The sequence below is a fragment of the Demequina soli genome (genome assembly GCF_000971195.1).
GTDB classification, from domain to species: domain Bacteria; phylum Actinomycetota; class Actinomycetes; order Actinomycetales; family Demequinaceae; genus Demequina; species Demequina soli.
Window position 1 is genome coordinate 151711 of the sequence record NZ_BBLZ01000004.1, and the last position, 13239, is coordinate 164949.

Here is a 13239-nt window from a genome sequence, read left to right on the forward strand (position 1 = left end):
CGATGCGCCACCTCCTGTCTACCAAGGACCTCACCAAGTCCGACGCGATCCTCATCCTCGACACCGCCGCCCAGATGGCCGCCACCCAGGAGCGCGAGGTCCGCAAGCTCCCCACCCTGCGCGGCAAGACGGTCGTCAACCTCTTCTTCGAGGACTCGACCCGCACCCGCATCTCCTTCGAGGCCGCCGCCAAGCGCCTCAGCGCGGACGTCATCAACTTCTCCGCCAAGGGCAGCTCCGTGTCAAAGGGCGAGTCCCTTAAGGACACCGCCCTCACCCTCCAGGCTATGGGCGCCGACGCGGTCGTGGTCCGCCACTGGGCCTCCGGCGCCGCCTACCAGCTCGCCCACGGCGGCTGGCTCCACGGCAGCGTCCTCAACGCGGGCGACGGCACCCACCAGCACCCCACCCAGTCGCTGCTGGACGCCTTCACCATCCGCAAGCACCTGGTCACCAGCCCGCTCGGAGCGGACCTGAACGGCCTCACCGTCGCGATCGTCGGTGACGTGCTCCACAGCCGCGTCGCCCGCTCCAACGTGCACCTGCTGCACACGCTGGGCGCGAAGGTGGTCCTGGTCGCCCCGGCCACCCTGGTCCCGGTCGGCATCGACCCCTGGCCGTGCGACGTGGTCCACACCCTCGACGAGGCGATCGAGTCATACGACATCGACGCCCTCATGATGCTGCGTGTCCAGCGTGAGCGCATGACCGGCGGCGGCTCGGCGTTCTTCCCCAGCCCCGCCGAGTACACCCGCATCTACGGCCTCGACGGCGACCGCCTGCGCCGCCTGCCCGACCACGCCATCGTCATGCACCCCGGCCCCATGAACCGGGGCCTCGAGATCTCGGCCGAGGCCGCCGACTCGCCCCGCTCCGTCATCGTGGAGCAGGTCGCGAACGGCGTCGCCGTCCGCATGGCCGCCCTGTACCTTCTGCTCGCCGGAGAGGAGGCAGCTCAGTGAGCCGCCCCATCGTCATCAAGAACGCGTCGCTGTACGGCGACACCACCGCCAGCCTCCTCATCGAGGACGGCGTGATCACCGCAGTCGGGGACGTAGAAACCCCGGACGATGCGGTGGTCGTCGAGGCGGACGGCCTCGTCGCCCTCCCGGGCCTCGTGGACCTCCACACCCACCTGCGCGAGCCCGGCCGCGAGGACGCCGAGACCATCGAGACCGGCTCCCGCGCCGCCGCCCGCGGCGGCTGGACCGCCGTCCACGCGATGGCCAACACCAACCCCGTCGCGGACACCGCCGGCGTGGTCGAGCAGGTCTACAGCCGCGGCCAGGAGATCGGCCTGTGCGACGTGTTCCCCGTGGGCGCCGTCACCGTGGGCCTCAAGGGCGAGCACCTGTCCGAGATGGGCGCGATGGCCAGCTCCAAGGCCCGCGTCCGCCTGTTCTCCGACGACGGCGTGTGCGTCTACGACCCGGTCATCATGCGCCGCGCGCTCGAGTACGTGAAGACGTTCGACGGCGCCGTGGTCCAGCACGCGCAGGACCTGCGCCTGACCGAGGGCGCCCAGATGCACGAGGGCGAGGTGTCGGCGGAGCTCGGCCTCGCGGGCTGGCCCGCCGTCGCCGAGGAGTCGATCGTCGCCCGCGACGCCCTCCTCGCCGAGCACGTCGGCTCGCGCGTCCACGTCCAGCACCTCAGCACGGCCGGCTCGGTCGAGATCGTGCGCTGGGCCAAGGACCGCGCCATCCAGGTCACCGCCGAGGCGACCCCGCACCACCTGCTCCTCACCGACGAGTCCGCGCGCACCTACGACCCGCTGTTCAAGGTCAACCCGCCGCTGCGCACCCAGGCGGACGTCGACGCCCTCCGCCAGGCGGTCGCCGACGGCACCATCGACATCATCGCCACCGACCACGCCCCCCACGCATCCGAGGACAAGGACTGCGAGTGGGCGTCCGCCTCGTTCGGCATGCTCGGCCTCGAGACCGCGCTCGGCGTCATCCAGAAGGTGCTCGTCGACACCGGCGCCTGCACGTGGCGCGACGTCGCCCGCCTCATGTCCGAGGCGCCCGCGCGCATCGGCCAGGTGGACGACCGCCACGGCCGCCCGCTCGCCGAGGGCGAGCCCGCCAACATCACGCTCGTCGACCCCAACGCCGCCTGGACGGTCGAGGCCGACCAGCTGGCCTCCCGCGCCCGCAACACCCCGTACGGTGGGATCGAGCTTCCCGGCCGCGCCGTCGCGACGTTCCTGCGCGGCGTCCCCACCCACGTCGACCCCACCCTGGAAGGAGCGTTCGCGTGACCGCAGCGAACCGTGCCGTCCTCGTCCTCGAGGACGGGCAGACGTTCGAGGGCCGCGCCTACGGCGCGGTCGGCGAGACGCTCGGCGAGATCGTCTTCAACACCGGCATGACCGGCTACCAGGAGACCCTCACCGACCCGAGCTATCACAAGCAGATCGTCGTGATGACGGCGCCGCACATCGGCAACACCGGCGTCAACGACGAGGACGACGAGTCGCGCCGGTACTGGGTCGCCGGCTACGTGGTCCGCGACCCCGCACGCCGCCCCTCGAACTGGCGCGCGCAGCGCAGCCTCGACGAGGACCTCGTCGCCCAGGGCGTCGTCGGCATCTCCGGCATCGACACCCGCCAGCTCACCCGCGTCCTCCGCACCGCGGGCGTGATGCGCGCCGGCATCTTCTCCGGGGACGATGCGCTGGCCGGGGACCTCCTGGCGCGCGTCAGGGGGGCGGCGCAGATGAAGGGCGCCCACCTCGCGGACGAGGTCTCGGTCGCCGAGCCCTACGTGGTCGAGCCGGTGGGGGAGCAGGTCGCCCACGTCGTCGCGGTCGACCTCGGCATCAAGGCGATGACCCCGCAGCAGATGGCCCAGCGTGGCATGCGCGTCACCGTGGTGCCCTCGAGCACCCCGGCGGCGGAGATCCTCGCGATGAACCCCGACGGCGTGTTCTTCTCCAACGGCCCCGGCGACCCGGGCGCCGCCGACGCGACCGTGGCGCAGCTGCGCGAGATCCTCGACGCGAAGGTGCCGTTCTTCGGTATCTGCTTCGGCAACCAGATCCTGGGCCGCGCGCTCGGGTACGGCACCTACAAGCTGGCCTTCGGCCACCGCGGCATCAACCAGCCCGTGATGGACCGCACCACCAACAAGGTGGAGGTCACCGCGCACAACCACGGCTTCGCCGTCGACGCGCCGCTCGACGGCGAAAGCGACAGCCCGAACGGCTACGGCAAGGTGCTCGTCAGCCACGTGTGCCTCAACGACGACGTGGTCGAGGGCCTCGAGTGCCGCGACATCCCCGCGTTCTCGGTCCAGTACCACCCCGAGGCCGCGGCCGGTCCGCACGACGCCTCGTACCTCTTCGACCGCTTCCTCGACCTCATGAAGGGCCAGCATGCCTAAGCGCGACGACATCACGAGCGTCCTCGTCATCGGCTCCGGGCCGATCGTCATCGGCCAGGCCTGCGAGTTCGACTACTCCGGCACCCAGGCGTGCCGCGTCCTCAAGTCCGAGGGCATCCGCGTCATCCTCATCAACTCCAACCCGGCCACGATCATGACCGACCCGGAGTTCGCCGACGCCACCTACGTCGAGCCCATCACCACCGAGGTGATCGAGCGCGTCATCGCCAAGGAGCGCCCCGACGCGCTCCTGCCGACGCTCGGCGGCCAGACCGCCCTCAACGCGGCCATCGCCGCCGCGGAGGCCGGCATCCTCGACCGCTACGACGTCGAGCTCATCGGCGCGAACCTCGAGGCCATCAACCTGGGCGAGAACCGCGAGCTGTTCAAGGGCGTCGTGGAGCGCTGCGGCGCCGACTCGGCCCGGTCGCACATCTGCCACACGATGGAGGAGTGCCTCGCCGCGGCGGAGGACCTCCAGTACCCCGTCGTCGTGCGCCCGTCCTTCACCATGGGCGGCCTCGGCTCCGGCTTCGCGTACAACGAGGAGGACCTGCGACGCATCGCCGGCGCGGGCCTGCACTACTCGCCGACGACCGAGGTGCTCCTCGAGGAGTCCATCCTCGGCTGGAAGGAGTTCGAGCTCGAGCTCATGCGCGACAAGGCGGACAACGTCGTCGTGGTCTGCTCGATCGAGAACGTGGACCCCGTGGGCGTCCACACCGGCGACTCCGTCACCGTCGCGCCCGCGCTGACGCTGACCGACCGCGAGTACCAGCGCATGCGCGACGTGGGCATCGCGATCATCCGCGAGGTCGGCGTCGACACCGGCGGCTGCAACGTCCAGTTCGCCATCGAGCCCGACACGGGCCGCCTCATCGTCATCGAGATGAACCCGCGCGTGTCCCGCTCCTCGGCGCTCGCCTCGAAGGCCACCGGCTTCCCGATCGCGAAGATCGCGGCGCGCCTGGCCATCGGCTACACGCTCGACGAGATCCCCAACGACATCACCGGCTCCACCCCGGCGTCCTTCGAGCCCACGCTCGACTACATCGTCGTCAAGGTGCCCCGCTTCGCGTTCGAGAAGTTCCCGGCCGCGGATCCGGTCCTCACCACCACGATGAAGTCCGTCGGCGAGGCCATGAGCCTCGGCCGGTCCTTCACCGAGGCGCTGGGCAAGGCGCTGCGGTCGATCGACAAGAAGGGCATGAACCTCCACTGGGACGGCCCTGTGCCGGCGGGGGAGCAGCTCGAGGAGCTCCTCGCCGAGATCGCGGTCCCCACCGAGAAGCGCTTCATCCAGGTGCAGCAGTGCCTGCGCGCCGTCGAGGCCGGCACCCTCACCCTCGAGGCCGTGTTCGACGCGTGCAAGATCGACCCGTGGTTCCTCGACCAGATCCTGCTGATGAACGAGGTCGCGACCAAGGTCAAGGACGCCGCCACGCTCGACGCCGACCTGCTGCGCGAGGCCAAGGGCCACGGCCTGTCCGACCAGCAGATCGCCGACCTGCGCGGCCTCAAGGTCAACGAGGTCTACCAGATCCGCAAGGCCCTCGGCGTGACCCCGGTCTACAAGACGGTCGACACGTGCGCCGCCGAGTTCGAGGCCCGCACGCCGTACCACTACAGCTCGTACGACGCCGAGACCGAGATCATGCCCCGCGACCGCGAGGCCGTCATCATCCTCGGCTCGGGCCCCAACCGCATCGGCCAGGGCATCGAGTTCGACTACTCGTGCGTGCACGCGGCGCTGACGCTCAAGGACCGCTACGAGACCGTCATGGTCAACTGCAACCCCGAGACCGTCTCCACGGACTACGACACGGCCAACCGCCTCTACTTCGAGCCCCTCACGTTCGAGGACGTGATGGCGGTCTACGAGGCCGAGCTCGCGGCCGGCCCGGTCAAGGGCATGTTCGTGCAGCTGGGCGGCCAGACCCCGCTGTCGCTCGCGCAGCGCCTCGAGGACGCCGGCGTGCCGATCCTGGGCACCAGCCCCGAGGCGATCGACAACGCCGAGGACCGCGCCGCGTTCGGCCGCGTCCTCGACGCCGCCAAGCTCCCCGCGCCCGCCTACGGCACCGCGCACGGCATCGACCAGGCGATCGAGATCGCCGAGGGCATCGGCTACCCGGTCCTGGTCCGCCCGAGCTACGTCCTGGGCGGCCGCGGCATGGAGATCGTCTACGACCGCGCGCAGCTCGAGGACTACGGCACCCGCATGGACTCCATCGGGGACCACGCCACCGACGCGCCGCTGCTCGTGGACCGCTTCCTCGACGACGCGATCGAGATCGACGTCGACGCGCTGTTCGACGGCGAGGAGATGTTCCTCGGCGGCGTGATGGAGCACATCGAGGAGGCCGGCATCCACTCCGGCGACTCGGCGTGCGTGCTGCCGCCGTTCTCCCTGTCGCAGGCCGAGCTCGACCGCATCCGCACCTCGACCGAGGCGCTCGCGCGCGGCATCGGCGTGCGCGGCCTCATGAACGTCCAGTACGCCCTGGTCTCGGACGTCCTCTACGTCCTCGAGGCGAACCCGCGCGCGTCCCGCACCGTGCCGTTCGTCGCCAAGGCCACCGGCATCCCGCTCGCCAAGGCGGCGTCCGAGGTCATGGCCGGCGCCACCATCGCCGAGCTCAAGGCGTCCGGCATGCTTCCCGAGCACGACGCCGCGACCACCGACATGTCCCAGCGCATCGCCGTCAAGGAGGCGGTGCTGCCGTTCAAGCGCTTCCGCACCCACGAGGGCATCGCGGTGGACTCGGTGCTCGGCCCCGAGATGCGCTCCACGGGCGAGGTCATGGGCTTCGACGACACGTTCCCGCTGGCGTTCGCCAAGTCGCAGACCGCGGCCTTCGGCGGCCTGCCCACGGGCGGCAAGGTGTTCGTGTCGACGGCGGACCGCGACAAGCGCTCCATCACGTTCCCGATCGCGCGCCTGCGCCAGCTCGGCTTCGAGATCCTCGCGACCGCGGGCACCGCGCAGGTGCTCCAACGCATGGGCATCCCGTCGACCGTGGTGCGCAAGCACTCCGAGGGCAAGGGCCCGAACGGCGAGCCGACCATCGTGGACGTCATCCACGAGGGCGGCGTGGACCTCATCATCAACACGCCGTCCGGCCAGGGCGCGCGTGCGGACGGCTACGAGATCCGAGCGGCCGCCACCGCGGCCGACATCGCCATCGTGACCACCACGCAGCAGCTCTCGGCGGCGGTCCTCGCCATCGAGGCGCTCCAGGCCGGGCCGTTCGACGTCCTGAGCCTGCAGGACGCGGCGCGCGCCTAGAAGCACAGGCGCGGCGCGCATCGTCCCTTGCGGGGGAACGATGCGCGCCGCCCGGGCGCGCCCGCGCGCCCTTCCAACATCGCAGGTAGAGTGACTACGGCTGCTGAATCGGGCAGCCCATGAGGGAGGTAGGGATGGCGTTCGGCGCCCGTCTCGCGACCGCGATGGACCAGCACGGTCCGCTCTGCGTGGGGATCGACCCCCACCCGGGGCTCCTCGCGGATTGGGGCATGGAGGACACCGCGGATTCGCTGCGAGCGTTCGGCGACGCGGTGCTCGACGCATCCGTGGGCAACGCGGCGGCCGTCAAGCCCAACGCGGCGTTCTTCGAGCGCCACGGCTCCGCCGGCGTCGCGGCCCTCGAGCACGTGCTCGGCCGCGCCCGCGAGCTGGGCATCCTCACGGTGCTCGACGCCAAGCGTGGCGACATCGGGTCGACCATGCAGGGCTACGCCGACTCGTGCCTGCGCCCCGGCGCGCCGCTCGAGTGCGACTCGCTCACCGTCTCGCCGTATCTCGGGTTCGGGTCGCTCGCGCCCGCGCTCGATCTTGCCAAGGAGCACGGCAAGGGGATCTTCGTGCTGGCCCTCACCTCGAACCCCGAGGGTCCCGAGGTCCAGCACGCCGTCACGCCGGACGGCCGAGCCGTCGCGGCCGTGGTCGCCGACTCGGCGGCCGCGCTCAACGAAGGTGCCGACCCGATGGGTGACGTGGGCCTCGTGGTCGGCGCCACCGTGGGGGACGCCGTCCAGCGTCTCGGCATCGATCTCGACCGGGTCAATGGTCCCATCCTGAGCCCCGGAGTGGGTGCTCAAGGGGCGGGACCAGCGGAATTGTCCCTGGTCTTCGGGAACGCGCGCGGTCGCGTGCTCGTCAATCAGTCGAGGGGCGTGCTCAAGGCGGGCCCCGTCGTCGACAAGCTGCGTGAGGCCGTCATCGAGGCCTCGTCCGCAGCCAGGAGCATCCTGCGCTAGGCGCAGGCAGACCGGAAGGGAGAGGCCATGGCCACCCCGGAACTTACCGATGAGCAGCGCGCCGCCGCGCTGGTGAAGGCCACCGCCGTGCGTTCGGCACGTCGTGTCTTCAAGGAGGAGCTGACCCGCGGCGAGATGAGCCTCGCCGAGGCGATCCGCCGCGCCAAGGCGGACGAGGCCCTCGCGGGCATCCGCGTCCGCGACCTCCTGCAGTGCCTGCCGGGCATCGGCCCGAAGCGCGCGCAGATCGTGATGGAGGAGATCGGCATCTCCCTCGCACGCCGCATCCGCGGCCTCGGTCAGCACCAGGTGGAGGCCCTCATCGAGCGCGAGCGTCGATGAGCCGACTCGTCGTCCTTGCCGGCCCCACCGCGGTCGGCAAGGGCACGGTCGTGCGCGCCCTGCGCGACATGGCCCCCGAGGCCTACCTGTCCGTCTCCGCCACCACGCGCGACCCGCGCCCCGGCGAGGTGGACGGGGTGCACTACCACTTCATCGATCGTGAGGACTTCCAGCGTCGCGTCGACGCGGGGGAGTTCCTCGAGCACGCCACCGTGCACGGCCAGAACTGGTACGGCACGCTGCGCGGCCCCGTGGAGGAGAAGCTCGCCGAGGGCGAGCCCGTCCTCCTCGAGATCGACCTCCAGGGCGCCCGGCAGGTCAAGGAGACGATGCCGGACGCCCACTTCGTGTTCCTCGCGCCCCCGTCGTGGGACGAGCTGGTGAGCCGGCTCGTGGGCCGCGGCACCGAGGGCGAGGAGGAGCGCGAGCGTCGCCTCGCGACCGCGCGGGACGAGATGGCGGCGGTCGACGAGTTCGACCAGGTCATCGTGAACGACACCGTGGAGCGGGCCGCGGCCGAGCTCCTGTCGGTGGTGCGAGGAACCCGGTAGACTGCCGGGAGTCTTTTTGAATTTCTGAGGAGTGATTGTGGCCGGAACCGTCGCCAACCCCATCGGCATCACCAACCCGCCGATCGACGAGCTGCTCGACAAGGTCGACTCGAAGTACGCGCTCGTCATCTACGCCTCCAAGCGTGCGCGCCAGATCAACTCGTACTACGAGGCGCTCGGCGAGGGCCACTTCGAGAACGTGGGCCCGCTCGTCGAGGCCGACTCGACCGACAAGCCGCTCTCCGTCGCGCTGCGCGAGCTCAACCAGGGCAACCTCCTCGAGCTCGGCGACGACGCCCCCGAGCAGCAGTAAGCCCGTGCGCGTCCTCCTGGGCGTCACCGGAGGCGTGGCGGCGTACAAGGCCGCCATCGTCCTCAGGCGCCTGAAGGAGGACGGCCACACCGTCCGCGTGGTCCCCACGGCTGCCTCGCTGCAGTTCGTGGGGCGCGCGACGTGGGAGGCGCTGTCGGGGCTGCCCGCCACCTCCGACACCTTCGACAACGTCCCGGCGGTCGAGCACGTGAGGCTCGGCCAGGCCGCGGACGCCGTGCTGGTCGCCCCGGCGACCGCCGACTTCCTCGCGCAGCTCGCCCACGGCGAGGCCCGCGACCTGCTCGGGAACGCGCTGCTCGCGACCCGCGCGCCCGTGATCGTGGCGCCCGCGATGCACACCGAGATGTGGGAGAAGCCCTCCACCCGCGCCAACGTCGCGACGCTCCGCGCGCGCGGCATCACGGTGATCGAGCCCGCCGTCGGCCGCCTCACCGGCCCCGACTCCGGCCCCGGCCGCCTGCCCGAGCCCGACGACATCGTCGCCGCCTTCTACGCCGCGGTGGACGGCGGCCCCTTCCCCGCAGGCGAGACCCCGGCGCGCTGGGGCGACCTCGCCGGCCTGCGCATCGTCATCTCCGCGGGAGGCACCCGAGAGCCCCTCGACGCCGTCCGCTTCCTCGGCAACCGCTCGACCGGCACGCAGGGCCTCGCGCTCGCCGAGGCGGCCCGCGAGCGCGGCGCGGACGTCACCGTGGTCGCGGCGAACGTCACGCTTCCGGTCTCGGAGGGCGTCGCGCGCGTCGACGTCGAGACCTCCGCCGAGCTGTCCGCCGCCGTCAAGGAGGCCGCCGCATCGTCCGACGTGGTCATCATGGCCGCCGCCGTCGCGGACTTCCGCGCGCGCGAGGTCGCGGGCACCAAGATCAAGAAGGACGGCTCGGGCACGCTCACGCTCGAGCTGGTCGAGACCGAGGACGTCCTGCGCGCCCTGGTGGCGCAGGCCGTGCCGGGCCGCACCGTCGTCGGCTTCGCCGCGGAGACCGGGGACGATGCCGGCACCGCTCTCGAGCACGCGCAGGCCAAGGCGTGGCGCAAGCGGGCGGACCTGCTGGTCTTCAACCCCGTGGGGGGCGGGCGCGGGTTCGGGGACGTCCCCAACGAGGTGCTGCTCCTCGACCGCACGGGCGCGGTGCTGGGCGGCGCCTCCGGCACCAAGCTCGCGGTGGCCCACGCGGTGCTCGACTCGGTTGTCAGCGTCCGCCACTAGGCTGACGCGCATGACCGACCTCAGGCTGTTCACCTCCGAGTCCGTGACCGAGGGTCACCCGGACAAGATCTGCGACCAGGTGTCGGACGCCATCCTCGACGAGATGCTCCGTCAGGACCCGCTGTCGCGCGTCGCCGTGGAGACCATGGTGACCACGGGCCTCGTGCACGTCGCGGGCGAGGTCACCACCGAGGCGTACGTCGACATCCCCGGCACCATCCGCGGCGTCGTGCGCGACATCGGCTACACGTCCTCGAGCGTGGGCTTCGACGGCGACTCGTGCGGCGTGTCCGTGTCGATCGGCGAGCAGTCGCCCGACATCTGGATGGGCGTGGGCAACGCCACCGACTCCGACGCACACGAGCTGGGCGCCGGCGACCAGGGCCTGATGTTCGGCTACGCCTGCACCGACACCCCCGAGCTGATGCCGCTGCCCATCCACATGGCGCACGCGCTGACCGCGCGCCTCGCCCAGGTGCGCCGGTCGGGCGAGGTCGCGGGCCTGCGTCCCGACGGGAAGGCCCAGGTGACCATCGGCTACGACGGCGACCGTGCCGTCACCGTCGACACCGTGGTGGTGTCCACCCAGCATGCCGAGGAGGTCGCGACCGCGGACCTCCGCGCCGCCGTCGAGGAGCTCGTGATCGCGCCCGTGCTCGCGCGCTACGACCTCGACTCGGCGGGCCACCGCTCGCTCATCAACCCCACCGGCCGCTTCGAGATCGGCGGCCCCAAGGGCGACGCGGGCCTGACCGGCCGCAAGATCATCGTCGACACGTACGGCGGCATGGCCCGCCACGGCGGCGGCGCGTTCTCGGGCAAGGACCCGTCGAAGGTGGACCGGTCGGCCGCCTACGCGATGCGGTGGGTGGCCAAGAACGTGGTCTCCGCCGGCCTGGCCACGCGCTGCGAGGTGCAGGTCGCCTACGCGATCGGCACCGCCCACCCGGTGGGCCTGTACGTCGAGACGTTCGGCACCGGCACGATCCCCGACGCCCGCATCGCCGCCGCCATCCGCGAGGTCTTCGACCTCCGCCCCGGCGCGATCATCGACGCGCTCGACCTTCGTCGCCCGATTTACCGCCGGACGGCCGCCTACGGCCACTTCGGGCGCGAGCTCGACGGCTTCACGTGGGAGCGCACGGACCGCGCCGCGGACCTGCTCGGCGCGGCGCGGTAGCCGTGGGCCGCACCGTCGCGCGCGTGTGCGTCGACAGCGAGCTGCCCCACCTCGACCGCCCCTTCGACTACGAGGTTCCCGAGAAGCTCGTGGGCGTCGTCGAGGCGGGCTCGCGCGTGCGCGTGCGATTCAGCGGCAGGCTCATCGACGGCGTGGTGACGGGTCTCGCGGACGGCAGCGACTTCGAGGGACGGCTGCTGGAGATCAAGTCGTCGTCGGCGGTGCCGTCGTACACGCCGGACGCGATCGCGTTCGCGGACGCGGTGGCGCGCCGGTACGGCGGCTCGCTGTGGGACGTCCTGCGCCTCATGGCGCCGCCGCGCGTCGCCGGCGTCGAGAAGCGCGACTGGGCCCTCGCGGCCCACGACGGTCAGGCCTTCCACGAGGCCCACGAGAACCTCGCGCCCCACGCCGACCAGGTGTCGCTGCCCGCCGACGCGGTGGTGCGCGGCGCCCGGATCGTGTGGGAGGCCGTGCCGGACCCGGCGCGGCGCCACGGCCTGCCCGTCGAGGCGCTCCTCGCGCCCGCGGCGGCCGTCGCCGCCAAGGGCCTCACCGCGATCGTGATCCTGCCCGACGCGCGCGCCCTCACCGCCGCCGCGGAGGCGCTCACGCGTGCCGGCCTCAGCCGCTGGAGCGCCCGCTCCGGCGGCCACTTCACCGTCCTCCACGCCGACGACGGCCCCGCCGTCCGCTTCGGCTCGTACCTGGCCGCGATGCGCGGCCACGCGCGCATCGTGCTCGGCACGCGGCCCGCCGCGATGCAGCCGGTCCCGAACCTCGGGCTCGTGGTGATGTGGGACGAGGCGTCGAGCGTCTACGAGGACCCTCACGCCCCGTACCCGCACGCCCGCACCCTCGCCGCGATGCGCGCCGACGAGGCCGGCGCCGGCGTCCTGCTCGCCGGCTACGCGCCGTCCGTCGAGGCGATGTCCCTGGTCGCGCACGGGTGGGCCGAGCGCGCCGGGGTCCCGCGCGGCGACGTGCGCACCGGCACCCCGCTCGTGACCGTCGTGGACGATGCGCGGCGCGAGGCCGAGGGAGCGTCCGGCTGGCACTGGATGCCGGCCTCCGTGTGGCGACGCGCGCGCGCCGCGCTCGAGGACGGCCCCGTCGGGATCGTGACGCCGCGTGCGGGCTACGTGCGTGCGACCGCGTGCGCCCGCTGCGGCGAGTGGGCGTCCTGCATCGCGTGCGGCGGGCCGCTGCGGCGCGACTCCGCCACCAGCCCCCTGCACTGCGCCGAATGCGGAGCCGACCACCGCGACTGGCACTGCGCCGAGTGCAACTCGCCCGCCACCAAGCAGCTGCGGCAGGGCGTCGAGCGGATCGCCGAGCAGGTGCGCGCGATGGCGGGGGAGGCCCCCGTCGCGCTGTCCGCCGGCGCGGTCGGGACCCTCGCGGACGGCGAGGTCACCGCGGGCTTCGTGGTCGCGACCCCCGGCGCGCTGCCGGCGGTCGCGGGAGGCTACGCGCGCATCGTCATCGTGGGCGCCGACGTGCCTGCTGGTGGCGCCCTGGGCGCCGAGCTGCAGGCCATGCGGTGGTGGCTCGGCATCGCCGCGCTCGCCCGACCGCGCGGGGACGGGGGAGAGGTGCTGGCCGTGGGTGAGCTGCCGCCCGCCGTGCGCGAGGCGCTCGTGGGCTGGAACGCCGCGGAGGCCGCGTGGGACGCGTACGCCGAGCGGGCCGACCTCGCCCTGCCGCCGTACCGCCGCGCCATCCGCCTGTGGGGCGAGCGCCCCGTCATCACGCTCGCGCTGTCCGAGACCCTCGAGGGGGAGCGCCTCGAGCGCCACCGCGACATCGCGGTCGTCGACGCCGCGGGCGGCGCCATCCTGCTGGTGACCCGCCGGGCCGCCCAGGGGGTCGTGGACGTGCTGCGCCGTCGCCAGCAGGAGTTCTCCAAGGCGGGCGACGGCGAGCTCCGCATGCGGGTGGACGCCCCGCTCGACCCCGTGTCGTAGCCCACTAC

Annotated in this window: 11 protein-coding genes; all 11 read left to right on the top strand. The window is 72.4% G+C overall.

The genetic code is table 11. From position 1 onward, the window contains the following. Positions 1-2 precede the first annotated feature (2 nt). Positions 3-962: an aspartate carbamoyltransferase catalytic subunit gene (locus tag AOM04_RS09790; protein WP_062464874.1), complete on the top strand. Its 960-nt coding sequence runs from the start codon at positions 3-5 to the stop codon at positions 960-962. Next, a complete protein-coding gene (locus tag AOM04_RS09795; protein WP_062464601.1) occupies positions 959-2263 on the top strand; it encodes a dihydroorotase in 1305 nt (434 codons plus the stop codon). Before AOM04_RS09790 ends, AOM04_RS09795 begins: the two co-directional genes overlap by 4 nt. Further along, complete coding sequence (gene carA, locus AOM04_RS09800) at positions 2260-3387, top strand: glutamine-hydrolyzing carbamoyl-phosphate synthase small subunit (protein WP_062464602.1); 1128 nt, start codon at positions 2260-2262, stop codon at positions 3385-3387. Before AOM04_RS09795 ends, carA begins: the two co-directional genes overlap by 4 nt. Beyond that, on the top strand, positions 3380-6676 hold the full coding sequence (gene carB / locus AOM04_RS09805) for a carbamoyl-phosphate synthase large subunit (RefSeq protein ID WP_062464603.1): 3297 nt from the start codon (positions 3380-3382) through the stop codon (positions 6674-6676). The genes carA and carB overlap by 8 nt, the downstream gene beginning before the upstream one ends. A 134-nt stretch (positions 6677-6810) precedes the next feature. Next, entirely contained in the window at positions 6811-7650 is an 840-nt protein-coding gene (pyrF, locus tag AOM04_RS09810) for an orotidine-5'-phosphate decarboxylase (RefSeq protein ID WP_062464604.1), read from the top strand. Positions 7651-7677: 27 nt separating this feature from the next. Beyond that, a complete protein-coding gene (mihF, locus tag AOM04_RS14580; RefSeq protein WP_062464605.1) occupies positions 7678-7992 on the top strand; it encodes an integration host factor, actinobacterial type in 315 nt (104 codons plus the stop codon). Continuing rightward, the gene (gene gmk, locus AOM04_RS14585; RefSeq protein WP_062464606.1) at positions 7989-8543 is read left to right on the top strand and encodes a guanylate kinase; all 555 of its coding nucleotides are present in this window, start codon (positions 7989-7991) and stop codon (positions 8541-8543) included. Before mihF ends, gmk begins: the two co-directional genes overlap by 4 nt. A gap of 37 nt (positions 8544-8580) precedes the next feature. Next, positions 8581-8856 (top strand): DNA-directed RNA polymerase subunit omega, encoded by a 276-nt coding sequence (gene rpoZ, locus AOM04_RS09825; protein WP_062464607.1) that lies wholly within the window; start codon positions 8581-8583, stop codon positions 8854-8856. Between the two features lie 4 nt (positions 8857-8860). Further along, positions 8861-10084 (top strand): bifunctional phosphopantothenoylcysteine decarboxylase/phosphopantothenate--cysteine ligase CoaBC, encoded by a 1224-nt coding sequence (gene coaBC / locus AOM04_RS09830; RefSeq protein WP_062464608.1) that lies wholly within the window; start codon positions 8861-8863, stop codon positions 10082-10084. Positions 10085-10094: 10 nt separating this feature from the next. Continuing rightward, positions 10095-11264 carry a methionine adenosyltransferase gene (gene metK, locus AOM04_RS09835; RefSeq protein ID WP_062464609.1) on the top strand — a complete coding sequence of 390 codons (1170 nt, stop codon included), beginning with the start codon at positions 10095-10097 and terminating at the stop codon, positions 11262-11264. 23 nt (positions 11265-11287) lie between these two features. Next, the gene (locus AOM04_RS09840) at positions 11288-13231 is read left to right on the top strand and encodes a primosomal protein N' family DNA-binding protein (protein WP_156160688.1); all 1944 of its coding nucleotides are present in this window, start codon (positions 11288-11290) and stop codon (positions 13229-13231) included. Positions 13232-13239 lie beyond the last annotated feature (8 nt).

Excerpts from the sequence above, each read along its gene's own strand:
- AOM04_RS09790 (WP_062464874.1), top strand. The coding sequence starts at position 3 with ATGCGCCACCTCCTGTCTACCAAGGACCTCACCAAGTCCGACGCGATC.
- carB (WP_062464603.1), top strand. The coding sequence starts at position 3,380 with ATGCCTAAGCGCGACGACATCACGAGCGTCCTCGTCATCGGCTCCGGG.
- pyrF (WP_062464604.1), top strand. The coding sequence starts at position 6,811 with ATGGCGTTCGGCGCCCGTCTCGCGACCGCGATGGACCAGCACGGTCCG.
- mihF (WP_062464605.1), top strand. The coding sequence starts at position 7,678 with ATGGCCACCCCGGAACTTACCGATGAGCAGCGCGCCGCCGCGCTGGTG.
- gmk (WP_062464606.1), top strand. The coding sequence starts at position 7,989 with ATGAGCCGACTCGTCGTCCTTGCCGGCCCCACCGCGGTCGGCAAGGGC.
- metK (WP_062464609.1), top strand. The coding sequence starts at position 10,095 with ATGACCGACCTCAGGCTGTTCACCTCCGAGTCCGTGACCGAGGGTCAC.